Here is a 23,439-nt window from a genome sequence, read left to right as displayed (position 1 = left end):
CGTACGGTTCAACGGTCGAAGGGGGCCCGGTGGGAGCCGAGTTGGCCATTGCGGTGATGACGGCGGTGCTCCAGCAGGTCGCGACGGACGGCTGGACACGCGCCCGCGACGGGGTCGTGCGGCTCTTCCGGCGGCGGCGCTCCGGGGCCCCGGACTCCGTGGCGTCCGAGCTGGAGTCCGCCCGGGCCGCGCTCGCCGAGGCCCGCCGGCGCAACGACGACGCGACCGCCGACCGGCTGATCGCCGAATGGAGCGACCGGCTGCTCCGCGACGTACTGACGGATCCGGCCGCCGAGCCCGAACTCCGCGCCCTGCTGGAGGAACTGGCACCGGGATCGGTGACGTTCAACGGCGATGTCAGCGCGCGGTCCGCGATCCAGGCGGGGGAGATCGGCACCCTGAACCAGCATCTTCACTTCCACACGGCCACCGCGGAACCGCCCCTCACGACCGCCGCGGCCCACCGGCTTCCGGCGGAGGTGCCGCCGTTCGTGAACAGGGACGAGCAGCGGACCCAGCTGCTGCGGGCCGTCGACGAACGCGGCGAAGCCCCGCTCGTCAGCCCGCTGACCGTGGTGCTGAGCGGGGTGGCCGGTATCGGCAAGACCGCGCTGGCCGTCCGCTTCGCCTGGGAACTCGCCCCGAGGTTCCCGGCCGGGACCTTCTACGTCGATCTGGACCAGTGGCGCACCGACCGCTCCATCGACGTCGAGGCCGTCCTGCGCCACCAGCTCCGCCGGCTGGGCGTGGCCGAGGACTGGCTGCGGGCGGAGTACCCCGCGCTGGTCGAGCTGTACGGGGAGAAGACACGCGGCGCGCGCATGGCGCTCGTCCTCGACAACGTATGGTCCGCCGACGAGATCACCACCCTGCTGCCCGCCTCCGCCGACGCGCTCGTCCTCGTCACCGGACAGCGGCGGCTGCCCCTGCTGGAGGCCCGGGGCGCGATCGGCCTCGCCCTCGGACCGCTGTCCCCGGCACACAGCGCCGCGATGCTCCGGAAGATCGTGACCGGCGCGACCGGCGCATCGGACGCGGCCACCCCGACCGACCCGGCCGACGGGCAGCCGCGCGAGTCGCCCGAGACCGTGGACGCCCTCGCCCGGCTCTGCGAGGGATTTCCCGCCGCCCTGCGCGCCGCGGGCACCCTGCTCCACCTCCACCGGCACCGCGGTATCGAACGGCTCGTCGCGGATCTCACCGCCCAGCTCCACGAGAGGGGCCTGCCCGTGGTGGAAGCCGTCTGGAACGCGAGTTACGGAGAGCTGCCCGCGCCCGCCGCCCGCCTCTACCGGCTGCTGCCGGGCCACCCCGGCTACGACATCACGGTCGAGGCCGCCGCCGCCCTCCTCGGGACCGGGCGGTACGAAGCGGAGGACGCGGTCGAGGCGCTCCTCGGGGCCGGGCTGCTGGCCGTATCACCAGCGGCGCCGGTGCTGCGCGGACGCACCCGGTTCCGGCTGCACGGACTGCTGCGCTCCCACGCCGTGCGCTGCGCCGACCGGCACGGCGACGGGGCCGAGACCGAAGAGGCGCTGCGCCGGCTCCTCGTCTGGTACCGGCGGCAGGCCGAGCGGGCCGACCGCGCCGTACAGACGGACCGGCTGCGCCTGGCCGACCCCGTCCCCGAGCTGCCGTACGCGCCCGATCTCGCCTTCGCCGACGAGGCGGGCGCGCGGGCCTGGCTCGACACGGAACGCAAGGCGCTCTACGCCTGGGTGCGGATCGCGGCCGACCTCGGCGAGGACACCCACGCCTGGGCCCTGTGCGAACCGCTGTGGAAGCACTACGAGGACCACGGCAATCACGACGACGCGATCCGGGCGTTCACCCCCGGCCGGGACGCCGCCGAGCGCGCGGAGCGCCCCGACGCGCTGATCCGGCTGCGCTGCCAGCTCGCGCAGGCGCTCTGGCGGGCGGGCAGGGCGCCGGAGGCGGACTCCGAGACGGAACGGGCGGTGCGCGCCGCCGCGTCGGCCGTCCCCGGGACCCGGCTGCACGCCTCGGCGCTGGAGTTCCGGGGCAAGTTCCTCGCCTGGCGCGGCGAGCCCGACCGGGCCGTCACGTACTTCCGGCAGTCCCGCGACATCCATGGCGCGCTGCCCGTCCCGAACACCTACGGTGTGCTGCTCCAGGGCTTTCTGCTCGGCCGGGCGCTGCGCTCCGCCGGCCGGCCCGCCGAGGCGGAGGACGAGCTGGACACCGCGCTGGCCCTGGCGCGCGCGAGCCACCACCTACGGATGACCGCCCGCTGTCTGGCCGAACTCGGCCGCGTCCACCGGGCGCTGGGCCGCACCGGCCGGGCCGTGACCGCGCTGACGGAGGCGGCCGAGGTGGAGGGGCGCCGGGGCGCCGGTTACGACGAGGCACGGCTCCACGGGGAACTCGCCGAGCTGGCCGGGGCGAACGGCGACGCGCTCGCGGCGGAGCGGCATCGCGCGCGGGCGCGCGAACTGCGGGAAGGGGCGGGCGCCGCGCCGGAGAGCAGCTGAGGACGCGGTCCGGTCCTGGCGGGCGGTCAGAGTTCCGCGTCGCCTTCGGCCAGGCGGCCTTCCGCCATGCCGCCTCCAGCCATACCGCCTTCCGCCATGTTTCCTTCCGCGGCGCTCGCCAGGACGACCCTCACCCGTCGGCCGCCCACCGCGCAGTCGAGCGTCACGGGCAGCGCCGGACCGGTGCCGTCCGCACCGGCGGGGCCGCCCGGGTTCGCCTCCAGCCAGTCGTGGACACCGCAGAGCACGGCGGCGGGATCGGCCCGTACCAGCGGCTCGCCCCGTACCGGCGCGGCGGCGGCGATCCGTATGGAGAGAAGGCGGCCCGGCCCGTCGGTGCCCGGCGCCCCGCGCCGGCGCAGCACGCAGTGATCGTGCGCGAGCACGGCGGCGGCGGTCCGGCAGCCGGGCAGCTCCGCCAGGACCCGGGCTGTCCAGGCAGCCACGGTCCAGCCCACGCCGGACGCCGCCGCGGACCCCGCTGAGGGCGCGGGCACCGGTGTGTACGCGGGCGCGACCGACCGCGCGCGCCGGACGACGATCCCGGCGCTCCGCATCTCGTTCAGCGTCGAGAAGCCGTCCTCCGCCATCACATGGCCGGCGTGCGGACCGCCGTCCAGCGGATGGCGCGCCACCGCGACCGTGTTCCCGGTGGTACGGACCCGCGCGCCGAGTGCCGTCGGCCGCCGCGCGGCGGTCCGGGGTACGGGCAGCGGCCTGACGGCGGGCGCCCCGGGGTACGGATCGAGCCCGAGCAGCGCGTAACAGCGGTCCCGCAGCCGCTCCAGCGAACGCCCCTGCTCGGCGAAGGCGCCCGCCGCGAGCGCGAGGGAGTCCCCCGGCCGGTACGCGGCGACGGCGGCGTCGAGCTGGTCCTCGGCCGGCGCGTCGTCCGACCAGCGGGGCGCGTGGGAGAGGAGACCGGCCATGGGGCTGGCGGGAATCAGCTCCGTACCGCCGTCGTAGCAGCCGATCACCGGCCGGTCCTGGGCCGCCGCGTAGAGCGCGGTGGAGCCGTGGTCGGTCAGCACACAGTCGGCGGCGACGAGGATCGCGGCCCACTCCTCGTACGGCCGCGCCACCAGCAGTCCGGCGTCCGGCGCGGGCGCGAGCCACTGCCGCAGCGCGAACTCGCCGAGGTCGCTGTGGACATTGGGGTGGGCTACCAGCGCCACCTGATAGGCGTCGTACGGCAGTTCGGCGGTCAGCCGCCGGGGCAGCCGGGGCCGGCGCGCCAGCAGCGACTCGGGCCCCCAGGTGGAGACCACGGCCACCAGCCGCCGGCCCCCGGTCCCCAGCGCGTCGCGGTAGCGCTCCCGGCGCGGCCCGGACGCCAGGATCCGGTCCAGCGTCGGATCCCCCACGACCACCGCGCGCTCCGCCACGGCGGGCGACTCCCTGGCGAGCGCGGCCAGCTGGTCGGGGTGCGCGAGGGCGTGCAGCGCTGCCAGCGGAGCCCCGTCGCGCAGGAGCTGGCGCGGATGGAGCCCGGACGCGGAGTCGCCCTCGGAGGTGTACGGCAGCCGCTTGTTGAATCCCGCCCCGTGCGGCAGCAGCACCAGCGGCCCGGGCAGTTCGTCCAGCGGCCCGTTGGGGCTCGCCGCCACCACCAGATCGTGCCCGCCCCGTACGGCCCGCTCCCAGGGAACGGTCCTGGCCCCGGCCCCGTCGAGCGCGGCGAGCGCGTCCGTACCGAAGTCCGATCCGGGCACCAGGGTGAACCGGGGCCGTACGCGGTGGTCCCCGGCGAACACGGGCAGCGCGTCGAGCAGCCGGTTGAGCGCGGTGGCCGACCGTACGGCGTACAGCACGGTGCGCTGCCCGGTGGCCGCGCCGGCCGCGCGGTGTTCCCCAACTGCCCATGCGGCTGAGGGCCCGTACGGTGGCTCCGGCGACATGCTGGAGATCGTACGCGTACGGGCGAAACCCGGCCCGGCCCGGCACACGACACGGCCGGGGCCCGGGCCGGGGGTGGCGGTACCCCCGGCCCGCGCCCCGGCGCCGGATGTCAGCTGGATGTCAGCCGGACGGCACCGGATGGCACCGGACGACAGTGTGCGAGGTCAGGCGGTATGCAGGGTCAGGCCGTAGCGGCTGAGGATCGGGTTGATCGGCTGGTAGAAGGAGTTGCCGCCGCTGCTGCAGTTTCCGCTGGCGCCGGAGGTGACGCCCTGCGCCTGGTCACCGGTGATGAACGAGCCGCCGGAGTCGCCGCCCTCCGCGCAGGCGCTGGTCTGGGTCAGGCTGTAGACGAGCCGGCCGCTGCCGTAGTTGACCGTGATGTTCTTGCCCTGGAGCGTGCCGCAGCGCCATTTGGTCGTGGAGCCGGAGCGGCAGATGTACGCGCCGACCGGGGCCTCGTTGGAGCCGCGGACGAGCGCGTCGGAGACGGTGCCCCAGCCGAGGACGACCGGGACGGTCCACCAGCCGCTGCCGACGTTCACCCAGGCGTAGTCGTTGCCGGGGAAGGTCGAGCCCTGGAAGTTGCCGATGTACGTGTTGTCCCAGCCCCTGACCTGGGCGCCGACCGAGCCGCAGTGGCCGGCGGTGACAAAGCCGCCGCGGACGGAGAAGCCGATGGAACAGCGGACGTTGCCGGTGTAGTACGGGTCGCCGCCGACGGTGCCCGCGGCGGTGGTGGTGACGGCCTCGGCGGTCTCCTCGACGGTGACGGGACCGGCCTGCCGGGCGCGGGCGAGGAAGGCGCGGACATCGTTGTCGTCACGCTGGTCGGCGACGACGGTCACCACGACCTTGTTGGTCTCCTGGTCGACGCCCCAGCTGCTGACGCCGTCGGGCACGGCGGTGGCGAGGGTGTCGATCTTCTTCTTGACGGCGTCGAGCTGCTTCGCGCTGTGCTCGACGAACCGCACGGTCGCGCCGGTCGCGCGGACGGCGGCGGCCGTCCGCTCGCCGGTGACCGCGACGGTCAGGGTGTCGCTCTCCGAGTCGTACCAGGAACCGCCGTACGACGAGCCCGCCGCGCGTACGGCCCGCTTCTCGACGGCGGTCGCGGTCTTGGTCGCGGCAATCCGGGCTCTGGCCTGGTCGGCGGTGAGCCCCAGGTCCTTCTGCATGGCGGTCAGCAGCCCGGCGGAGGCGGGTGCCTCGGCGGCGGGTGAGGTGGCGGGGGAGGCGGGGGCCGCGACGGCGGGGGCGAGCCCGGCGGTCGCCCAGGTGCCGACGAGGAGGAGCGCGGACAGGCCGGTGCGTATGACAGTCGTGCGTTTCATCGGGTGGGCCCTTCTTGTGTTCCAGACGAGGTGGGGGTGGAACAGCACGTACCGGAGAGCGCCGTTGGGCACTTTCAGGCGGGAGCGTAGCGAAGGAACATTGGCAGGTCCATACCAATCGCAAGGGCGCGATCGCGTCAACCGCCGTTTCCGGTAGGGCGGTTGGGGCGAGCGATCCGGCCAGATGGTCTGTTAGCCGGATAATCGTTCGATGGCCGGTGCGTGACCTTGTTAAGGTCCACATATGGCGAAGCTCAATCAGATCATCGCAGTCGAGAAGGGCGTCAAGTCCAAGGCGCACCAGGACCTGACGGCGGTTCAGCACGGCCTTCAGAAGCCCGCGCTGCTGGCCGGAATCTCCCGTACGTATCAGGCCAAGGACGAGGAGGGCGAGCAGCTTCCTCCCGAGTCCACCCGGGTCCAGGTCCAGGCCGAGGATGTCCTGAAGGAGACCGCCAGGACCCTGACCAGACTGTTCGATGTGACCGCCACCAAGGACTGGGCGAACTGCTCGGCCCGCGCGGATGTCACCGTCGACGGCCGGGTGCTGCTGGCCGAGGTGCCGGTGGCGTATCTGCTCTTCCTGGAGAAGCAGCTGACGGAGCTGAACGCCTTCGTCCGCAAGCTCCCGGTGCTGGACGCGTCGGAGTCCTGGAGCCAGGATCCGTCGACGGACGCGTGGAAGACGGAGGCGGTACGGACCCTCCGGACGAAGAAGGTCCCCCGCAACCATGTGAAGGCGGAGGCCACCGACAAGCACCCGGCGCAGGTCGAGGTGTACTACGAGGACATCCCCGTCGGCTACTGGACCACGGTGAAATTCAGCGGGTCCCTGCCCGCCCGCCGGGTCAACGAGCTGCTGGACCGCGTCGAGCGGCTCCAGCAGGCCGTGAAGTTCGCGCGCGAGGAGGCCAATGGCGCCGAGGTCACCGACCAGCGGGTCGGGGACGCGGTGTTCGGCTACCTGTTCGGGTAGCCTCAGTGATTCCCCGGCCGCCCGCTCTCGGGTGAGCCGGGGTGCGCGAGGAGCGCAGGCTGAAACTGAAGCTTGTCGTGAAGGCGCGGTCCGTCCGTGAGGCGACCGCGTTCAATCTCAGACTATTGCTCCAGACTCAGTATCCGCCGCCGATCGCCGGATCCAACGGGCTCGGGCCTCGGACGTCGAAATGCCGGTTCAAGTCCGGCCCGCGCAGCTCGATGCGCGGTGGTCCAAAGGCAGGACGCGGCGACTTCATGACTGCCCCGGGCTCTTAAACGCTCCGGCGTGCGATATGGGTGGCATTTCAGGCCCCGGAGGCAGGCTACGCCTCCGGGGCCGCTCCGTTTCCGGATGCGTACGCGGCGGTCGCGTGTGCGTACGCGGGGGTCTCGTATGCGTACGCGGGGGTCTCGTATGCGTACGCGCTGGTTCCGCATACGTACACACCGGCGCGCGACGGCCTCACTGGCGGTATCCGCTCAGGAAGCGGCCGATCCTGCTGATCGCCGCGTCGAGATCGTCCGCGTACGGGAGCGTCAGGATCCGGAAGTGGTCGGGGCGCGGCCAGTTGAAGCCCGTTCCCTGGACCACCTGGATCTTCTCGCGCAGCAGCAGGTCCAGGACGAACCGCTCGTCGTCGTGGATCTTGTGGACCTTGGGGTCGAGCCGGGGGAAGGCGTACAGCGCGCCCTTCGGCTTGACGCACGAGACGCCGGGGATCTCGTTGAGCTTCTCCCAGGCCCGGTCGCGCTGCTCGTACAGCCTGCCGCCGGGCCGGACCAGCTCCTTGATGGACTGCCGGCCGCCGAGCGCGGCCTGAATGGCGTACTGGGCGGGCGCGTTGGGGCACAGCCGCATCGAGGCGAGCATCGTGAGCCCCTCCAGATAGCTGCGGGCGTGCTGCTTGGGGCCGGTGACGACCAGCCAGCCGGAGCGGAATCCGGCCACACGGTAGGTCTTGGAGAGCCCGCTGAACGTCAGGACGACCAGGTCGGGCGCGAGGGCCGCGGCCGTGTGGTGGACGGCGTCGTCGTAGACGATCTGGTCGTACATCTCGTCGGCGAACACCATGAGCCCGTGGCGGCGCGCGAGATCGAGGATGCCCTCGACGATCGCGCGCGGATAGACGGCGCCGGTGGGGTTGTTGGGGTTGATGATCACAACGGCCTTGGTGCGGTCGGTGATCTTCGACGCCATGTCGTCCAGATCCGGGTACCACTCCGCCGACTCGTCGCAGAGATAGTGCACGGCCCGGCCGCCGGCCATCGTGGTGACCGCCGTCCAGAGCGGGAAGTCGGGGGCCGGGATGAGGACCTCGTCGCCGTCCTCCAGCAGTGCCTGCACGGACATCGCGATCAGCTCGGAGGCGCCGTTGCCGAGGAAGATGTCGTCGACGGTGACCTCGGTCAGCCCCAGGGTCTGGTAGCGCTGGGCGACGGCGCGGCGTGCGGAGAGGATGCCGCGCGAGTCCGTGTAGCCGTGGGCCTGGGGCAGCATCCGGATCATGTCCTGGACGATCTCCTCCGGCGCCTCGAACCCGAAGAGCGCGGGGTTGCCGGTGTTGAGGCGCAGCACGCTGTGACCGGCCTCCTCCAGGGCGTCGGCGTGCTCGATCACCGGGCCGCGGATCTCGTAGCAGACCTCGTTGAGCTTGCTCGACTGCCGGAATTCCATGCGGTGGCCTCCCAGACCTTGTTTCGATACTTGGTTTTACCAAGTGCGAGCTTGGAAAGTCCAACGATATGTCTAGACTGAGTCGCATGCCACGCCGTCGAAGCTACGACCAGTACTGTGCCGCCGCCCGTGCCCTCGATGCCGTGGGTGACCGCTGGACCCTGCTGATCGTCAGGGAACTGCTGGCGGGGCCCCGCCGCTACACCGATCTGCACGCCGATCTGCCGGGCGTCAGCACCGATGTCCTCGCGTCCCGGCTCAAGGATATGGAACGGGACGAACTGGCCACGCGGCGCAAACTCCCACCGCCCGCCGCCGCGTACGTGTACGAGCTGACCGAGCGGGGGCGCGGGCTGCTGCCGGTGCTCACGGCCCTGGCGCGGTGGGGCGCGCCCGCGCTGAGCGAGCGCCGGCCGACCGATGCCGTACGGGCGCACTGGTTCGCCGTACCGCTGCTGCGGGCGCTGTCCGCGGCGCCGGGCGGTCAGGAGGGGCGGCCGGCGGCGGGGGAGCCGGCCGGTGTGCTGGAGGTACGGCTCGACGAGGGCGTGTTCCATATGCGGCTCGGCGGCGGTACGGAGGCGGCCGGGACTGGAGGGACCGGAGGGGCCGGTGAGGCGGTGTACGGCGACGGGCCGGCCGAGCGCCCCGACGCCTGTCTCGCGCTGGATTCGGTGGCCTGCCGCGAGCTGAGCGACGGCTCGCTGACGGTCGCGGACGGGGTGCGGGCGGGGCGGATCGAGGTGTCGGGGGACGGGGTGCTCGCCAAGGCGCTGCGCGGGGAGTGAGGACGGCGGTGCGCGGGGAGTGGGTCGCGGCCGGTGCGCGGGGGTGAGTGACGGCCGGTGGTGGCGGCGTGTCGCCGTTTCCGGCGAGGGGAAAAGGGGAAGATTCACCCCTGATGTCATATTTGAAGACGTTCGCATCGATCATGTTCGTGTCCCTCGATACGAAGACGGTCGTATCGACGGGATCGACGGTGGCCCACAGGGTGGGATGAGCGACGATGACGCGACCGGAGGCACCCACGGGGGCGGACACCGCCTCGGCGGTCATCGACGCGCGGGGTGTCGTGGCGCGGTGGAGCGACGGCGCCCGCGCCCTGCTCGGCTACGGCGCGGCGGAGATCGTACGGCGCCCCGCCCGGGTGCTCCTCGCGGATGGTGACGGCGGTGGCGGCGGCGCGGGTGCGCCCCCTGCCCGCCTCGGCGAGGCCCTGCGCGCCCTGGACGAGACATACCGGTGGAGCGGTACGGCGACGCTGCGGCACCGCGACGGCTCCGCCCGCTCCGTACCGCTGCTCGCCCACCGCCGTACCGCGCGCGACGGCGCCGCCGAGTGGTTCGTCGTCTCCCGGCCCGACCCGTCCGTCCTCGGTGCAGGGCTGGACGGACTGGACGGACTGGACGAGGAGCTGCTGGAGCAGTCCTTCGTGCAGTCCCCGTGCACGGAGGCGATCTACGACACGCGACTGCGCGTCCGGCGCCTGAGCGACAGTATGCAGGCGCTGCTCGGTCTGTCGGAGGACGAGGTGCGCGGGCTGCGGCCGACGGAGACCGCCCCCGGTGCGGTGGCCGAGGAGACCGAGCGCCATATGCGGCGGGTGCTGGAGACCGGGAAGCCGGAGCAGCTGGAGCTGTCCGCCCGCGTCCCCGGCCACCCCGTTCACTCCGCTGACCCGGGTCACTCCTCTCACACAGGTCCCCCGACACTCGCCCGCCCCCTCTTCCTGTCGCTCTCCATCGCCCCGATGCGCGATGCCGCCGGGCGGATCCTGGGCGTGATCGTCGCGGCCCACGACCGGACCCGGCAGTACCACACCCGGCAGCGGCTGCTGCTGGTCAACGAGGCCAGCAGCAGGATCGGCACCACCCTCGACATCGGGCGCACCGCGCAGGAGCTGGCCGATGTGGCGGTCCCTGTGCTCGCCGACTTCGTCACCGTCGATCTGCTGCCGACCGTCAGCGACGGCGGCGAACCGCCCCCCGGCCCGCTCACCGGCGATGTCACCCTGCGCCGGGTCGGCGCGGCATCGGTCCTGGAGGGCTGTCCGGAACTGGTCGTGCCGCTGGGCGACAGCGGTGTCTACCCCGCCTCGTCACCCGCCGCCGAGGCCCTGCGCGACCGGCGGCCGGTCATGGAGGCCGTGACGGACCCGGGGATGGCCCGCTGGGAGAAGCAGGCCCCGGGCCGGGCCGCCAAGATGAGGGCGTTCGGGTTCCACTCCACGATGGCCGTCGCCCTCAGCGCCCGCGGCACCACGCTCGGGGTGGCCACCTTCTCCCGTCACCAGCGGCCGGAACCGTTCGAACAGGACGATCTGCTGCTCGCCGAGGAGCTGACCGCGCGCGCCGCCGTCTGCATCGACAACGCCCGCCGCTACACCCGCGAACGCGAGATCGCCCTCGCCCTCCAGCGCAGCCTGCTGCCGACCGCGCTCCCCGCACACGCCGCCGTCGAGGTCGCCTTCCGCTATCTGCCGACCGACACGGGGGCCGGGGTGGGCGGCGACTGGTTCGATGTGATCCCGCTGTCCGGCTCGCGGGTCGCCCTGGTCGTGGGCGATGTGGTCGGGCACGGCGTCCAGGCGTCGGCGACGATGGGCCGGCTCCGTACGGCCGTCCGCACGCTGGCCGATGTCGACCTCCCCCCGGACGAGCTGCTCACCCACCTCGACGATCTCGTCACCCATCTCTCCGCGGAGGCGGAGGCCGCGGCCGAGCTGCGCCCCGCCGCCGAGCGCGAGACCAGCGGGGATGTCGGCGCGACCTGCCTCTACGCGGTCTACGACCCGGTCTCCCGCCGCTGTTCGGTGGCGCGCGCCGGACATCCGGAGCCCGCCGTGGTCACCCCCGACGGGACCGTGACCTTTCTCGACGTGCCCGCGGGCGCGCCGCTCGGGCTGGGCGGGCTGCCCTTCGAGTCGGCCGAGGTGCGGCTGGCGGAGGGCAGCCTGCTCGCCCTTTACACCAACGGCCTCATCGGGTCCCGCGAGCGCGCGCCCGACGAGTCGCTGACCGTGCTGCGCGAGGCCCTGGCCCGGCCCGCCGCGCCGCTGGAGGAGATCTGCGACACCGTACTGACCTCGCTGCTGCCCGACCGGCCCGCCGACGATGTCGCCCTGCTGCTCGCCCGGACGCGCGCGCTCGGCGCGGACCAGGTGGTCACGTGGGAGCTGTCCTGCGATCCCGCCATCGTCGCGGAGGCCCGCAGAAAGGTCTCCGCCCAACTGGCCGTGTGGGGACTGGAAGAGGCCGTCTTCACCACGGAACTGGTCGTCAGCGAGCTGGTCACCAACGCGATCCGGTACGGCGTGGCGCCCATCCAGCTCCGGCTGATCCACGACGGCAGCCTGATCTGCGAGGTCTCCGACGGCAGCAACACCGCGCCGCATCTGCGCCGGGCACGGGTGTCCGACGAGGGCGGGCGCGGTCTGATGCTGGTGGCCCAGCTGACCCAGAGCTGGGGGACACGGCAGGGGGAGGGCGGTAAGACGATCTGGGCGGAACAGACGCTTCCGGTGGACCCCGCCGATCTGTTCTGACCGTTGCCGACCGGATGCCCGGCCGGACGTACGGCCGGATGTCCGCCAGGAGGTCTTCGCCGCCCGACCGGGTACGTGAGCGACGATGACCGGGTGCGATTCGAAGCGATCACCTGGGAGCGGCTGACCGACGCGCTCGCCGAGCGGGTGCTGAAGACCGGTCCGGCGGACGGCGGTTCGTGGACGCGCGTCGCCGTCGACGGCGCGCCGGCCGCCGGGACCGGCGCGTTGGCCGCCGCGCTCGCCGACGCGCTGCGGCTGCGCGGGCGTTCGGTGCTGGCCGTCGGCACGGCCGGCTTCCTGCGGCCCGCGTCGCTGCGGTACGAGTACGGGCGCGAGGACCCCGACACGTACTACGACGGCTGGTTCGACACGGGCGCGCTCCGGCGGGAGGTCTTCGGACCGCTGGAGCCGGGCGGTACGGGGCTGGTGCTGCCCGACCTCTGGGACCCGGCGGGCGACCGGGCGACCCGCAGCCCGCGGGTGGCGCTCGCGCCGGGCGGGGTGCTCGTGCTGCACGGGCCGCTGCTGCTGGGCCACTGGTTCCCCTTCGACCTCACGGTCCATCTGCGGCTCTCCCCGGCCGCGCTCCGGCGCCGCACCGAGGCCGGAGAGCGGTGGACGCTCCCCGCCTTCGAACGGTACGAGGCCGAGGAGGACCCGGCGCGGGCCGCCGATGTGGTCGTACGCGCCGACGACCCGCGCCACCCGGCCTGGCACGGCCCGGAGGGATAGGGAGGAGCCCGGGCGCGGCCCGTACCGCACTCACCCCTGCGGGCGTCCGCCCGGGAGGGTGACCGCGTGTGCCCCCGCGCGGCAGCCCTCCGCCGCCGCTGCCGCGGGGGACGCGCCCGCGAGCAGGGCGGCCAGATAGGTGCCGGTGAAGGCGTCGCCCGCGCCCGTCGAGTCGACCGCGCGGGCCGGGACCGGGGGCAGCCGGGCCGTGACCGCGCCCGCGCGCGCCACCAGCGCCCCGGCGGCGCCGAGCGTGACCACCGCGAGCGGGACCCGGCGGCTCAGCTCGGCGGCGGCCACCGCCGGGTCGGACCGGCCGGTGAGAAGTCTCGCCTCGTCCGCGTTGGGCAGAAGCGTTTCGGCGCCCTCGACTGCCGTCAGAAAGCGGTGGACCCCCCACTCCTCGATGAAGCCCGCGGAAGCGGGATCCACACTCACCGGAACGCCCCGCTCCGAGGCCGACTCCATCGCCGCCGCGGCCAGTCGGCGGCTGGTGTCCGCGAAGAACAGATAACCGGAGAGATGGAGCCGGCCGACCCCGTCCAGCAGGGACGGCGACCAGTCCGCGGGCGTCAGACACAGGGCGGCGCCGCTGTCGGTGAGCAGCGTGCGTTCGGCGGCGGCGTCGACCAGGCAGATCACCGTACCGGTCGGCCGCCGCTCGTCGCGGACGAGCCGGGCCCGTACCCCCGCCCGGCGCAGCCGCTCCCCGTGCCAGTCGTGGGCGTCCGCGCCGACGCGCGCCAGCAGCCGTACGTCGGCGCAGCCGGCGCGCGCCGCCCAGCATGCCGCGTTGGCCCCGGCGCCGCCCGGCATCGTATGGATCTCGGCGGCCGTGTCCGTACCGTGCGCGAGCGGCGTACGGTAACGCGCCACGACGTCCGTGATCACGTCCCCGACGACGAGCAGCGCGCGGCCACCGCCGCTCACCGGGCCGCCGCGGCCCGCGCGACGGCGATCCGCGCCGCCAGCCGCACATTGCCGCGCACCGCCGCGAGGTTGGCCTCCAGGGAGGCGCCGCCGGTCCGCCGCATCAGCTGGTCCAGCAGGAACGGGGTGACGGCCTGCCCGCCGATGCCCCGCTCCTGGCACGCGTCGAGCGCCTCCGCCAGCACCCGGTCGTGCAGCGCCGGATCCAACTGCTCCGCCTCCGGTACGGGGTTCGCCACGATGACCGCCGACTCCGGTCCGCCGAGCGCGTCCTGGGCGGCCGTCACCGTCGCGACTTCCTCGGGCGTACGGACCGTCCAGTCGACGGGCTCGCCGGACGAGGCCAGATAGAAGCCGGGGAAGCGGTCCGTTCCGTAGCCGAGGACCGTGACGCCGAGCGTCTCCAGCCGCTGGAGCGTCGCCGGTACGTCGAGGATCGACTTCACGCCCGCGCACACGACCGTGATCCGGGTCCTCGCCAGCAGCCGCAGATCCGCCGACTCGTCCTGGGTGTCGATCCAGCCCCGGTGGACCCCGCCCAGACCGCCCGTGGCGAAGACCCGGATCCCGGCCCGCGCGGCCAGGAACGCGGTCGCGGAGACGGTCGTCGCGCCGCAGGCTCCGGACGCGAGCGCGGGCGCCAGATCCCGGTGGCCCAGCTTCCGTACGGAGTCGTCCTCGGCGACCCGCTCCAGCTCGTCCTTGACCAGCCCCACCCTGGGCCGGCCGTCCAGCACGGCCACCGTGGCGGGCACGGCGCCACCGGCCCGTACGAGCGCCTCCAGCTCCTCCGCGACCGCCAGATTGCGCGGGCGCGGCAGTCCGTGCGCGATGATCGTCGACTCCAGGGCGACCACGGGACGGCCCGCGGCGAGCGCCTCACGTACCTCGGGGGACAGGTCGGGTGTGGTGCGGTGCGATGTGGTGTCTGACATGTCCCATCCCTGGCACGCGCGGCGCCCGCGCAAACGTCAGGCCGCCTGCACGCCGTCCAGCGCGCCGTGCGGGTTGAGCACGTACTTACGGCTCGCGCCGTGGTCGAACTCCGCGTAACCGCGCGGCGCTTCGTCCAGCGTGATCACCGTCGCGTTCACCGCCTTGGCGATATGGACCTTGTCGTGCAGGATCGCCATCGCCAGGCCCCGGTGGTACTTCATCACCGGGCACTGGCCCGTGTTGAACTGATGGCTCTTCGCCCAGCCGAGACCGAGCCGCACCTTCAGCGTGCCGGTCCTGGCGTCCTGGTCGACACCGCCCGGGTCCTCGGTCACGTACAGCCCGGGGATGCCCAGCGCACCGCCGGCCCGCACCACGCCCATCAGGGAGTTGAGGACCGTCGCCGGGGCCTCCTCGGAGTCCCGGCCGTGGGCGCGCGCTTCAAAGCCGACCGCGTCGACCGCCGCGTCCACCTCGGGCTCGCCGAGGATCTGGGCTATCTGGTCCTCGACCGTCCCCTGGGTGAGATCGACGGTCTCGCAGCCGAAGCTGCGGGCCTGGGCCAGCCGTTCCGCGTTCAGGTCGCCGACGATGACCACCGCCGCGCCGAGCAGCTGGGCCGAGGCGGCCGCCGCGAGACCCACCGGCCCCGCGCCCGCCACGTACACCGTGGAACCGACGCCCGTGCCCGCGGTGACCGCGCCGTGGAAGCCGGTCGGGAAGATGTCCGAGAGCATCGTGAGATCGAGGAGCTTCTCGCGGGCCGCGTCCCGGTCGGGGAAGCGGAGCAGATTGAAGTCGGCGTACGGCACCATCACGTACTCCGCCTGGCCGCCGACCCAGCCGCCCATGTCGACATAGCCGTACGCCGCGCCCGGCCGGGCCGGGTTGACGTTCAGACAGATGCCGGTCTGGCGCTCCTTGCAGTTGCGGCAGCGCCCGCAGGCGATGTTGAAGGGGACCGAGACGACATCGCCGACCTCGATGAACTCGACGTCGGGACCGCGCTCGACGACCTCCCCGGTGATCTCGTGTCCGAGGACCAGGCCCTCGGGCGCCGTGGTGCGGCCGCGCACCATGTGCTGGTCGCTGCCGCAGATATTGGTGGCCAGGACCTTGAGAATGACCCCGTGCCGGCAGGTGCGGCCGACATTGGCCGGGGCGACGCCCGGTCCGTCCTGGAGTTCCAGTGTCGGGTAATCCGTGGACCTCACCTCCACTTCACCCGGCTTGATGTACGCGACCGCCTTGTTTCCACCGCTCATTGCCGATTCGCCGTCCTCTCGGATCCTGCTCGTCCAGCCGATGACCCGGTCAGCGGAGAGCCCGCCCGCCGCCGCGTTGAGCGTGGCCCGACGCGGGCGCTCCCTTCCTCAGCCTAAGCCCGCCGCACAAGGCGGACAAGTGCCGGTAAAGCCTGGCAATTCACCCAGAACTTCGCCCTGAGCTTCGCCCCGAACCTCACGCCGGAGCCTCACCCCAGAACTTCACGCCAGAGCTTCACCCCAGAACCTCACCCCGGAACGTCACCTCAGAACAAGGGCTCGGGATGGATTCCCTCCAGCGCCAGCAGCCGCCGCTTCGTCTCCAGCCCGCCACCGAACCCGCCGAGCCCCCCGCCGCTCTCCACCACCCGGTGGCACGGCACGACCACCGGCAGCGGATTGGAGCCCATCGCGGCGCCCACCGCCTGCCCGGCCCCCGGCCGGCCCACCCGCGCGGCCAGCTCGCCGTAACCGATCACCGCGCCGTACGGCACGCCCGCGGCCAGCTCCCGCAGCACCTGCCGGTGGAAACCCGAGGAAAGCGACCAGTCGAGCGGCAGCCCGAAGTCCCGCAGCTCGCCCGCGAAGTACGCGGACAGCTCGCGTATCGCCCCGGCCAGCCGACCCGACGCCGACTCGACCGGCTCCGCACCCAGCCGGCTCCGCAGCCCGTCGAGCGTCCGCTCCCGCACGGGGCCCTCGGCGTGGAAGGCCACGCTGACCAGCCCCCGCTCCGTCGCGGCCAGCAGCAGCGGCCCGATGGCGCTCGGCACGACGGCCCACTCCACCGACGGCCGCGACTCTCCGTACTCGTTCATGCCACCACGGTACGGTCCCCCACTGACAACGGGCCCGCCCCGGATCGGCCCACCGCGCTCCGCACCACATCGGGCCGGTTGGTGATGATCCCGTCCACGCCCATGTCCCTGACCCGCACCGCGCCCGCCGCGTCGTCGACGGTCCAGGTGCTGACCGCGAGCGGCTTGCCGTGCGGGCCCCTCAGCCCGTGCGCCGCGGCGACGTACGCCCCCGTGAGCGAGGTGTGCGACGGGTTGATCTGGTCGGCGAACGCGGCGTACGCGGGCAGCTCCGTCACCGCCGGCGAGCCGAGGAACCCGGTGGTGATGTCCGGGCGCAGTGTGTGCACCGTACGGATGCTGTCCGCGCCGAAGCTCTGGACGACGAGCCGGCGCGCGACATGCGCCCGGTCCAGCCAGCCCTCCTCGCGCAGCACCCGCAGAATGTCCTCCTCGATGCCCGGATACCGCTCGGGCCCCTTGATCTCCAGCAGCAGACTCTGCCGGTTGGCCTCGACGGCCCGCAGATAGCGCGCGAGTGTCGGCACGCGCGTGCCCGACCACCGAGGCGCGAACCAGCCGCCCGCGTCCAGCCGCGCGATCTCCGCCGCCGTGAAGTCACCGACCCGCCAGGGCGCCCGGCCGGGGAAGACCCGCTCCACGTCCGTGGTCCGGGCCAGCGTCTCGTCGTGGAGCACGACCAGCTCGCCGTCCTTGGTGCGCTGGACGTCGTTCTCCACCCAGTCAATGCCGAGGGCATGTGCCATGTCGACGGCCGCGAGCGTGTTCTCCGGCGCGTACGCGGAGGCCCCGCGATGGGCGATGACCAGCGGAACAGCGGTGGTGGGAGCGGTGGGAACGGTGCTCTCCGGGGCCGCCACGGCGCCCGGCGCCAGCAGCAGAAGGGAACCCACTAACGCGAGTGAGGCAAACGTCATATCGACAAGTCTCCAGCCTGCTGTTTGATTCGTGCGTCCGCCGTCCTACCCTCCCGGAACCAGCGCATCCGTACAGTTAGGCACAAGGGGCGAAGGGCACAGACTATGCAGGGCACCATCGACGGATTCAGTTATGGCCTCGTCACACCCGTGGCGGCCTTTCTCATGGCCTGCCTCGGCGCTGCGCTCGGCCTGCGCTGCACCGCGAGATCCCTGCGCACCTGCCGTCCCTGGAAACCGGGCGGGCTGGCGCTCGGCGCCGCCACCATCGGCTCCGGCGTCTGGACCATGCACTTCATCGCGATGACGGGGTTCACCGTCGCCGAGGCCCGCATCGGCTACGACGCGCCGACGACCTTCGCCAGCCTGGCCGTGGGCATCGTCATGGTCGGCATCGGGATCTTCATCGTCGGCTACCGGGGCTCGTCCCCGATGGCGCTGGGCACCGGCGGCACGATCATCGGCCTCGGCATCGCGACCATGCACTACCTCGGCATGGCCGGACTGCGGGTGGACGGGCGCGTCGACTACGACACCGGGATCGTCACCCTCTCCGTACTGATCGCCGTGGGCGCGGCGACCGCCGCCCTGTGGGTCATCGTCTCGTACCGCGGTCTGATGGCGAGCGTGGCCGCCAGCCTGGTGATGGGCTTCGCCGCGACCGGCATGCACTACACGGGCATGGCCGCCGTCCATGTCCATCTGCCGCAGAACGCCGGCGCGCCGGGCGGCGAACCCGCCGCCGAACTGCTCCTGCCGATGCTGCTCGGCCCGGCCGTCTTCCTGCTGCTGTCCGCGGTGGCGATGGTGTTCGACCCCCTGCTGGTGACCGGTGGCCGCAAGCGCGAGCGCGCCGCCAAGGCCGCCGCCGACCCCTGCGGGAGCGTCGGCGTCCCGGCCCAGCGGATCCGCCCGCGCCCGGCCCGCCGCGACCCCGCCGCCAAGGCCGCGGACAAGGCCGCCGAGCGCGCCGCCTCCCGCGTCGGCCGGACCCGCCGCGGCTCCCCGGACCTCCACGACTGGTGACGGACCGGCCGGCCGGACCCGACTGTCAGTGGGGCGTCGTACGGTGGATCCATGCGGCCCGTTTCCAAGATCGAACGTACGGTGGCGCCCTTCGAGGTCGTCAGCTCCTACCAGCCCAGCGGCGATCAGCCCACGGCCATCGCCGACCTGGAGCGGCGTGTCCGCGCGGGTGAGGAGGACGTCGTCCTGCTCGGCGCGACCGGCACGGGAAAGTCGGCGACGACCGCCTGGATGATCGAGAAGCTCCAGCGCCCCACCCTGGTCATGGCGCCCAACAAGACGCTCGCCGCCCAGCTGGCGAACGAGTTCCGGGAGCTGCTCCCCAACAACGCCGTCGAGTACTTCGTCTCGTACTACGACTACTACCAGCCCGAGGCGTACGTCCCCCAGTCGGACACCTACATCGAGAAGGACTCCTCCATCAACGAGGAGGTCGAGCGGCTGCGCCACTCGGCGACGAACTCCCTGCTCACCCGCCGCGACGTGATCGTCGTCGCCTCCGTCTCCTGCATCTACGGCCTCGGCACGCCCCAGGAGTACGTGGACCGCATGGTGCCGCTCAAGGTCGGCGCGGAGCTGGACCGCGACCAGCTGCTGCGCCGCTTTGTCGACATCCAGTACACGCGCAACGACCTGGCGTTCACCCGGGGCACCTTCCGGGTCCGCGGCGACACCATCGAGATCTTCCCGGTCTACGAGGAGCTGGCCGTCCGGATCGAGATGTTCGGGGACGAGATCGAGGCGCTCTCCACACTCCACCCGCTCACCGGCGAGGTCATCAGCGACGACCAGGAGCTGTACATCTTCCCGGCCAGCCACTACGTCGCCGGACCCGAGCGGCTGGAGAAGGCGGTCAACGGGATCGAGCACGAGCTGGAGACCCGGCTGGCCGAGCTGGACAAGCAGGGCAAGCTGCTGGAGTCCCAGCGGCTGCGCATGCGCACGACGTACGACATCGAGATGATGCGCCAGATCGGCTCCTGCTCCGGTATCGAGAACTACTCGATGCACTTCGACGACCGGGACCCCGGCTCCCCGCCCAACACCCTCCTCGACTACTTCCCCGAGGACTTCCTGCTGGTCATCGACGAGTCGCATGTCACGGTGCCGCAGATCGGCGCGATGTACGAGGGCGACGCCTCCCGCAAGCGCACCCTGGTCGACCACGGCTTCCGGCTGCCGTCCGCCCTCGACAACAGGCCGCTGAGGTGGGAGGAGTTCCAGGAGCGGATCGGCCAGACCGTCTATCTCTCCGCCACCCCGGGAGCCTACGAGCTGTCCCGCTCCGACGGCTTCGTGGAGCAGATCATCCGCCCCACCGGCCTTGTCGACCCGGAGGTCGTCGTCAAGCCCACCGAGGGCCAGATCGACGACCTGGTGCACGAGATCCGCGAGCGCACCGCCAAGGACGAACGCGTCCTGGTGACCACCCTCACCAAGAAGATGGCCGAGGACCTCACGGACTACTTCCTGGAGCTGGGCATCCAGGTGCGCTATCTCCACAGCGACGTCGACACCCTGCGCCGGATCGAGCTGCTGCGCGAGCTGCGCGCCGGGGAGTACGACGTCCTGGTCGGCATCAACCTCCTGCGGGAGGGCCTCGACCTCCCCGAGGTCTCGCTCGTCGCCATCCTCGACGCCGACAAGCAGGGCTTCCTGCGCTCCGGCACCTCACTGATCCAGACCATCGGCCGGGCCGCGCGCAATGTGTCGGGGCAGGTCCATATGTACGCGGACAAGATCACCCCGGCGATGGAGAAGGCCATCGACGAGACGAACCGCCGCCGGGAGAAGCAGACCGCGTACAACACCGAGCGCGGTATCGACCCCCAGCCCCTCCGCAAGAAGATCAACGACATCGTCGCGACCATCGCGCGCGAGGAGGTCGACACCGAGGCGCTGCTCGGCACGGGCTACCGCCAGGGCAAGGACGGCAAGCCCGGCAGGGCGCCGGTGCCCGCGCTCGCCACCCGGACCGCGCAGGGCGCGAAGGGCGGCAGGGCGGGAGCGGTGGTCACCGACCGGCCCGCCGCGGAACTGGCCGGGATCATCGAGGAGATGACCGACCGGATGCGGGCCGCCGCCGCCGAATTGCAGTTCGAGGTGGCCGCCCGGCTGCGCGACGAAGTCGGTGAGCTGAAGAAGGAATTGCGGCAGATGAGAGAGGCGGGACTGGCCTGACACACCGGGACATCCGGTGTGTTGCAAGACCGACACAGATGCGGCCGGAGCCTGCTGCGGGGCCCGCGTCGCTGCGTAGGGTTCCGCACAACCGCATACGGACGGTTGCGGGGGACTGTGCGAGAGGGGACAGCACGTGGCTGACGTATCCAAGGGCGCCGCGCCCGGGGGACCCGGGGTCAATCTGACCAAGGGGCAGGCCATCAGTCTGGAGAAGAAGGGCGGGGGCACCCTGACCGCGGTGCGGATGGGGCTCGGCTGGCAGGCCGCGCCCCGCCGGGGGCTGTTCGGCTCCCGTACGCGCGAGATCGACCTCGACGCCTCGGCGGTGCTCTTCGCCGACAAGCAGCCGGTCGACGTGGTCTTCTTCCGCCATCTCGTCAGCGACGACGGCTCGGTGAAGCACACCGGGGACAATCTGGTCGGCGGCGCGGGACAGGGCGGCGACGACGAGGCGGTCCTCGTCGATCTGGAGCGCGTCCCGGTCCATGTCGACCAGATCGTCTTCACGGTGAACTCGTTCACCGGCCAGACCTTCCAGGAGGTCCAGAACGCGTTCTGCCGCATCGTCGACGAGACGAACGGCCAGGAGCTGGCCCGCTACACCCTGGACGGCGGCGGCCAGTACACCGCGCAGATCATGGCGAAGGTCAGCCGCGCGGGCGCGGGCTGGCGGATGACAGCCCTGGGCACCGCGGCCAACGGCCGTACGTTCCAGGACCTGATGCCGGCGATCCTGCTGCACCTGTAGACCCGCCCTACGGCAACCGCGCGGTCCCCGGCGAGACACACCGCCGCCGGGGACCGCGCCCCTGCCCACCACCACCGCCGACGAGGGGACAGAGCCGATGACGGCCGAGCTGGTCCGGGGGCAGAACCATCCACTGCCCCGCACCCGGCTGGAGATACGGGTGACGGCCGCCGCCCCCGTCCTGGGCTGTGTCACGCTCGGCGACGAGCACGGCACCACCCCCGACGCCGGCTGGACGGCCCACCCGGGCTCGCCCGCCCTGCCCGGTGTCGAGGTCTCCCGCCAGGCCGCCGCCGCGCTGCGCTTCCACATCGACCTGGCGGCCCTGCCCGAACGGGCCCGGCTGGTACGGGTGGTGCTCGCGCTCCCCGAGAGCGCCGCCGGACCCGCCCGCTTCGGCGCCACCGCCGCCCCCTTCGCCGCCGTCACCTCCACCGACGGCGCCGCGATCGCCGACTTCACCCTCACCGGACTGGACGCCGAATCCGCCGTCATCGCGCTGGAGCTGTACCGCCGCGAGGACGCCTGGAAGGTGCGCGCCGTCGGCCAGGGGTACGCGGGCGGCCTCGCCGAACTCCTCGCCGACCAGGGGCTGCCGGGCGCCGGGGAGACCGCCGCCGCTGCCCAGGACGCGGTCGCCCGGCATCTGGCCGGCGCCGTACAGGCCCCCGCCGCCGCGCCCGGAGCCGTGGACTACACCCACCCGAAGCGGCGGCGCGCGGCCCCCGCGCCCCCGGCCGCTCCGGCCCCCGCCCCGGCGGGCGAGCCGCCCCGGCCCGTCGCTGGCGACGCCACCGGCTGGACCATGGACGAGCGCCTCTACAACCAGGTCTGGGGCATGTTCGAGGACCTGGCCCGTACGGTCGCCGCGTACCGCAGCGCGCGGGACTTCGCCCAGTCACGGCTGGACCGGGAGCTTGACGACGCCCTGGCCGACCCCCGCCGGCGGGTCGGCGCGGCGGCCGACGCGGCCCGCGCCGACGCCCGGGCCAGACATGACGAGCTGGCCGAGCGGGCCCGCGCCGTCCTCGACCGCGACCTCGACCGGCTCACCGCCGAGTCCGAGGTCGTCGAACCGGCGCTGCCCCCGGCCTACGCGCGGTGGGACAGCCCCGTCTGGCACGCCTACCGGCCGCCCCGGGAGATCCCGATGGCGCTGCGCCTCGGCGATGTCCATCTGCCCGAGCGCCCCGGCCTGCGGATCCCGATGCTCATCCGGCTGCCGCTGGAGCGCGGGCTGTGGATCGACAGCGGCCGGTCCGGCTCCGGCACGGCCCCGGCGGGCGCGGCCCCGGGGGCCGGCGGGACCGGGCCGGGGCTGTCGGCCATGGACACGGCGGTCGTCCATGCCGCGCGTCTCCTCGCCGTCTACCCGCCCGGCGAATTCACCGTGCAGGTGATCGACCCGGCCCGGTCGGCGGCCCACGCACTGGCCCCGCTGACCGCTTCCGGCGTGCTCGACGGGCCGCCCGCGGCCGGCGCGGCGGGCGTGGCGTCGGTCCTCGCCCGGCTCACCCAGCGGGTGGACCTGGTGCAGATGGCGGTGCGCGCCGGCGCCACCGGGTCACTGCCGGCGGAGCTGGACACCGCCGAGCAGCTGCTGATCATCAATGACTTCCCGCACGGCTTCGACGACCGCGCGGTGACGCAGCTGCGCTATCTCGCCGACGAGGGCCCGTCGGTCGGCGTGCATCTGATGATGGTCGCCGACCGCGCGGACGCCGCCGGTTACGGCCCGGTGCTGGACCCGTTCTGGCGCTCGCTGCTGCGGATCACCGCGCTGCCCGACGACCATCTGGCAGATCCCTGGGTGGGTCATACCTGGACATATGATCCACTGGTGGTGTCGCGCGGGAGCCGTGTGGTGCGCCAGGTGTTGGGACAGGTGGCCGATGCCCGCCGAACTTGGCGCCGCTGACCTGCGGTTTTTGTAGTCCCTTACCTTTTTCTTTACCATT

17 protein-coding genes are annotated in these 23,439 nt (G+C 72.9%); 9 read left to right on the top strand and 8 right to left on the bottom strand.

All coding sequences use genetic code 11. The features are described from left to right. The first annotated feature begins 29 nt into the window (after nucleotides 1-29). A complete protein-coding gene (locus DVK44_RS05825) occupies nucleotides 30-2,492 on the top strand; it encodes a tetratricopeptide repeat protein (protein ID WP_162793673.1) in 2,463 nt (820 codons plus the stop codon). 26 nt (nucleotides 2,493-2,518) lie between these two features. On the opposite strand, the gene DVK44_RS05820 is transcribed toward DVK44_RS05825, so the two are convergent. Further along, nucleotides 2,519-4,390, bottom strand: coding sequence for a translation initiation factor 2 (locus DVK44_RS05820; RefSeq protein ID WP_181957407.1), 1,872 nt, complete (start codon nucleotides 4,388-4,390; stop codon nucleotides 2,519-2,521). Nucleotides 4,391-4,555: 165 nt separating this feature from the next. Continuing rightward, nucleotides 4,556-5,725, bottom strand: coding sequence for a S1 family peptidase (locus tag DVK44_RS05815; protein ID WP_114658654.1), 1,170 nt, complete (start codon nucleotides 5,723-5,725; stop codon nucleotides 4,556-4,558). A 244-nt stretch (nucleotides 5,726-5,969) separates the two neighbouring features. Here DVK44_RS05815 and DVK44_RS05810 point away from each other — a divergent pair, with 244 nt between their 5' ends. Beyond that, nucleotides 5,970-6,701: a DUF7873 family protein gene (locus DVK44_RS05810; protein WP_114658653.1), complete on the top strand. Its 732-nt coding sequence runs from the start codon at nucleotides 5,970-5,972 to the stop codon at nucleotides 6,699-6,701. 465 nt (nucleotides 6,702-7,166) lie between these two features. Here DVK44_RS05810 and DVK44_RS05805 read toward each other — a convergent pair whose 3' ends face one another. Beyond that, complete coding sequence (locus tag DVK44_RS05805; RefSeq protein ID WP_114658652.1) at nucleotides 7,167-8,378, bottom strand: pyridoxal phosphate-dependent aminotransferase; 1,212 nt, start codon at nucleotides 8,376-8,378, stop codon at nucleotides 7,167-7,169. Nucleotides 8,379-8,446: 68 nt separating this feature from the next. On the opposite strand from DVK44_RS05805, the gene DVK44_RS05800 reads away from it, so the two are divergent. The 3 genes from DVK44_RS05800 to DVK44_RS05790 all read left to right on the top strand — a co-directional run bounded on the left by DVK44_RS05800 (nucleotide 8,447) and on the right by DVK44_RS05790 (nucleotide 12,657). Then, on the top strand, nucleotides 8,447-9,166 hold the full coding sequence (locus DVK44_RS05800; protein ID WP_181957406.1) for a winged helix-turn-helix transcriptional regulator: 720 nt from the start codon (nucleotides 8,447-8,449) through the stop codon (nucleotides 9,164-9,166). Nucleotides 9,167-9,384: 218 nt separating this feature from the next. Continuing rightward, on the top strand, nucleotides 9,385-11,922 hold the full coding sequence (locus tag DVK44_RS05795) for an ATP-binding SpoIIE family protein phosphatase (RefSeq protein WP_114658650.1): 2,538 nt from the start codon (nucleotides 9,385-9,387) through the stop codon (nucleotides 11,920-11,922). A 93-nt stretch (nucleotides 11,923-12,015) separates the two neighbouring features. After that, the gene (locus tag DVK44_RS05790; protein ID WP_114664926.1) at nucleotides 12,016-12,657 is read left to right on the top strand and encodes a nucleoside/nucleotide kinase family protein; all 642 of its coding nucleotides are present in this window, start codon (nucleotides 12,016-12,018) and stop codon (nucleotides 12,655-12,657) included. 30 nt (nucleotides 12,658-12,687) lie between these two features. Here the strand turns inward: DVK44_RS05790 and DVK44_RS05785 are convergent, their stop codons facing one another. From DVK44_RS05785 to DVK44_RS05765, 5 genes are all read right to left on the bottom strand, one after another. Next, nucleotides 12,688-13,587 (bottom strand): carbohydrate kinase family protein, encoded by a 900-nt coding sequence (locus DVK44_RS05785; RefSeq protein ID WP_114658649.1) that lies wholly within the window; start codon nucleotides 13,585-13,587, stop codon nucleotides 12,688-12,690. Next, entirely contained in the window at nucleotides 13,584-14,522 is a 939-nt protein-coding gene (locus DVK44_RS05780) for a pseudouridine-5'-phosphate glycosidase (RefSeq protein WP_114658648.1), read from the bottom strand. Before DVK44_RS05780 ends, DVK44_RS05785 begins: the two co-directional genes overlap by 4 nt. A 36-nt stretch (nucleotides 14,523-14,558) precedes the next feature. Next, on the bottom strand, nucleotides 14,559-15,788 hold the full coding sequence (gene fdhA / locus DVK44_RS05775) for a formaldehyde dehydrogenase, glutathione-independent (protein ID WP_114658647.1): 1,230 nt from the start codon (nucleotides 15,786-15,788) through the stop codon (nucleotides 14,559-14,561). Nucleotides 15,789-16,054: 266 nt separating this feature from the next. Next, the gene (locus tag DVK44_RS05770; protein ID WP_114658646.1) at nucleotides 16,055-16,606 is read right to left on the bottom strand and encodes a methylated-DNA--[protein]-cysteine S-methyltransferase; all 552 of its coding nucleotides are present in this window, start codon (nucleotides 16,604-16,606) and stop codon (nucleotides 16,055-16,057) included. Then, on the bottom strand, nucleotides 16,603-17,523 hold the full coding sequence (locus DVK44_RS05765) for a glycerophosphodiester phosphodiesterase (protein ID WP_114658645.1): 921 nt from the start codon (nucleotides 17,521-17,523) through the stop codon (nucleotides 16,603-16,605). Before DVK44_RS05765 ends, DVK44_RS05770 begins: the two co-directional genes overlap by 4 nt. Nucleotides 17,524-17,628: 105 nt before the next feature. Here DVK44_RS05765 and DVK44_RS05760 point away from each other — a divergent pair, with 105 nt between their 5' ends. The 4 genes from DVK44_RS05760 (at nucleotide 17,629) to DVK44_RS05745 (ending at nucleotide 23,399) form a co-directional block, all read left to right on the top strand. Beyond that, nucleotides 17,629-18,549: an MHYT domain-containing protein gene (locus tag DVK44_RS05760; protein ID WP_114658644.1), complete on the top strand. Its 921-nt coding sequence runs from the start codon at nucleotides 17,629-17,631 to the stop codon at nucleotides 18,547-18,549. Between the two features lie 51 nt (nucleotides 18,550-18,600). Continuing rightward, on the top strand, nucleotides 18,601-20,730 hold the full coding sequence (gene uvrB, locus DVK44_RS05755; protein ID WP_114658643.1) for an excinuclease ABC subunit UvrB: 2,130 nt from the start codon (nucleotides 18,601-18,603) through the stop codon (nucleotides 20,728-20,730). A gap of 136 nt (nucleotides 20,731-20,866) precedes the next feature. Beyond that, nucleotides 20,867-21,481, top strand: coding sequence for a TerD family protein (locus tag DVK44_RS05750; protein ID WP_114658642.1), 615 nt, complete (start codon nucleotides 20,867-20,869; stop codon nucleotides 21,479-21,481). A 97-nt stretch (nucleotides 21,482-21,578) separates the two neighbouring features. Further along, the gene (locus DVK44_RS05745; protein ID WP_114658641.1) at nucleotides 21,579-23,399 is read left to right on the top strand and encodes a TerD family protein; all 1,821 of its coding nucleotides are present in this window, start codon (nucleotides 21,579-21,581) and stop codon (nucleotides 23,397-23,399) included. The last annotated feature ends 40 nt before the right edge of the window (nucleotides 23,400-23,439 follow it).

It is taken from the genome of Streptomyces paludis (genome assembly GCF_003344965.1).
Lineage (GTDB): Bacteria > Actinomycetota > Actinomycetes > Streptomycetales > Streptomycetaceae > Streptomyces > Streptomyces paludis.
Note: the sequence above shows the minus strand (reverse complement) of the source record. Positions and strands in the feature narration are given on the sequence as shown.

What these genes read in the sequence shown, in the direction of transcription:
- DVK44_RS05820 (WP_181957407.1), bottom strand. Translation starts at nt 4,390, where the DNA reads ATGTCGCCGGAGCCACCGTACGGGCCCTCAGCCGCATGGGCAGTTGGG.
- DVK44_RS05815 (WP_114658654.1), bottom strand. Translation starts at nt 5,725, where the DNA reads ATGAAACGCACGACTGTCATACGCACCGGCCTGTCCGCGCTCCTCCTC.
- DVK44_RS05810 (WP_114658653.1), top strand. Translation starts at nt 5,970, where the DNA reads ATGGCGAAGCTCAATCAGATCATCGCAGTCGAGAAGGGCGTCAAGTCC.
- DVK44_RS05805 (WP_114658652.1), bottom strand. Translation starts at nt 8,378, where the DNA reads ATGGAATTCCGGCAGTCGAGCAAGCTCAACGAGGTCTGCTACGAGATC.
- DVK44_RS05800 (WP_181957406.1), top strand. Translation starts at nt 8,447, where the DNA reads ATGTCTAGACTGAGTCGCATGCCACGCCGTCGAAGCTACGACCAGTAC.
- DVK44_RS05795 (WP_114658650.1), top strand. Translation starts at nt 9,385, where the DNA reads ATGACGCGACCGGAGGCACCCACGGGGGCGGACACCGCCTCGGCGGTC.
- DVK44_RS05780 (WP_114658648.1), bottom strand. Translation starts at nt 14,522, where the DNA reads ATGTCAGACACCACATCGCACCGCACCACACCCGACCTGTCCCCCGAG.
- fdhA (WP_114658647.1), bottom strand. Translation starts at nt 15,788, where the DNA reads ATGAGCGGTGGAAACAAGGCGGTCGCGTACATCAAGCCGGGTGAAGTG.
- DVK44_RS05770 (WP_114658646.1), bottom strand. Translation starts at nt 16,606, where the DNA reads ATGAACGAGTACGGAGAGTCGCGGCCGTCGGTGGAGTGGGCCGTCGTG.
- DVK44_RS05765 (WP_114658645.1), bottom strand. Translation starts at nt 17,523, where the DNA reads ATGACGTTTGCCTCACTCGCGTTAGTGGGTTCCCTTCTGCTGCTGGCG.
- DVK44_RS05760 (WP_114658644.1), top strand. Translation starts at nt 17,629, where the DNA reads ATGCAGGGCACCATCGACGGATTCAGTTATGGCCTCGTCACACCCGTG.
- uvrB (WP_114658643.1), top strand. Translation starts at nt 18,601, where the DNA reads ATGCGGCCCGTTTCCAAGATCGAACGTACGGTGGCGCCCTTCGAGGTC.
- DVK44_RS05745 (WP_114658641.1), top strand. Translation starts at nt 21,579, where the DNA reads ATGACGGCCGAGCTGGTCCGGGGGCAGAACCATCCACTGCCCCGCACC.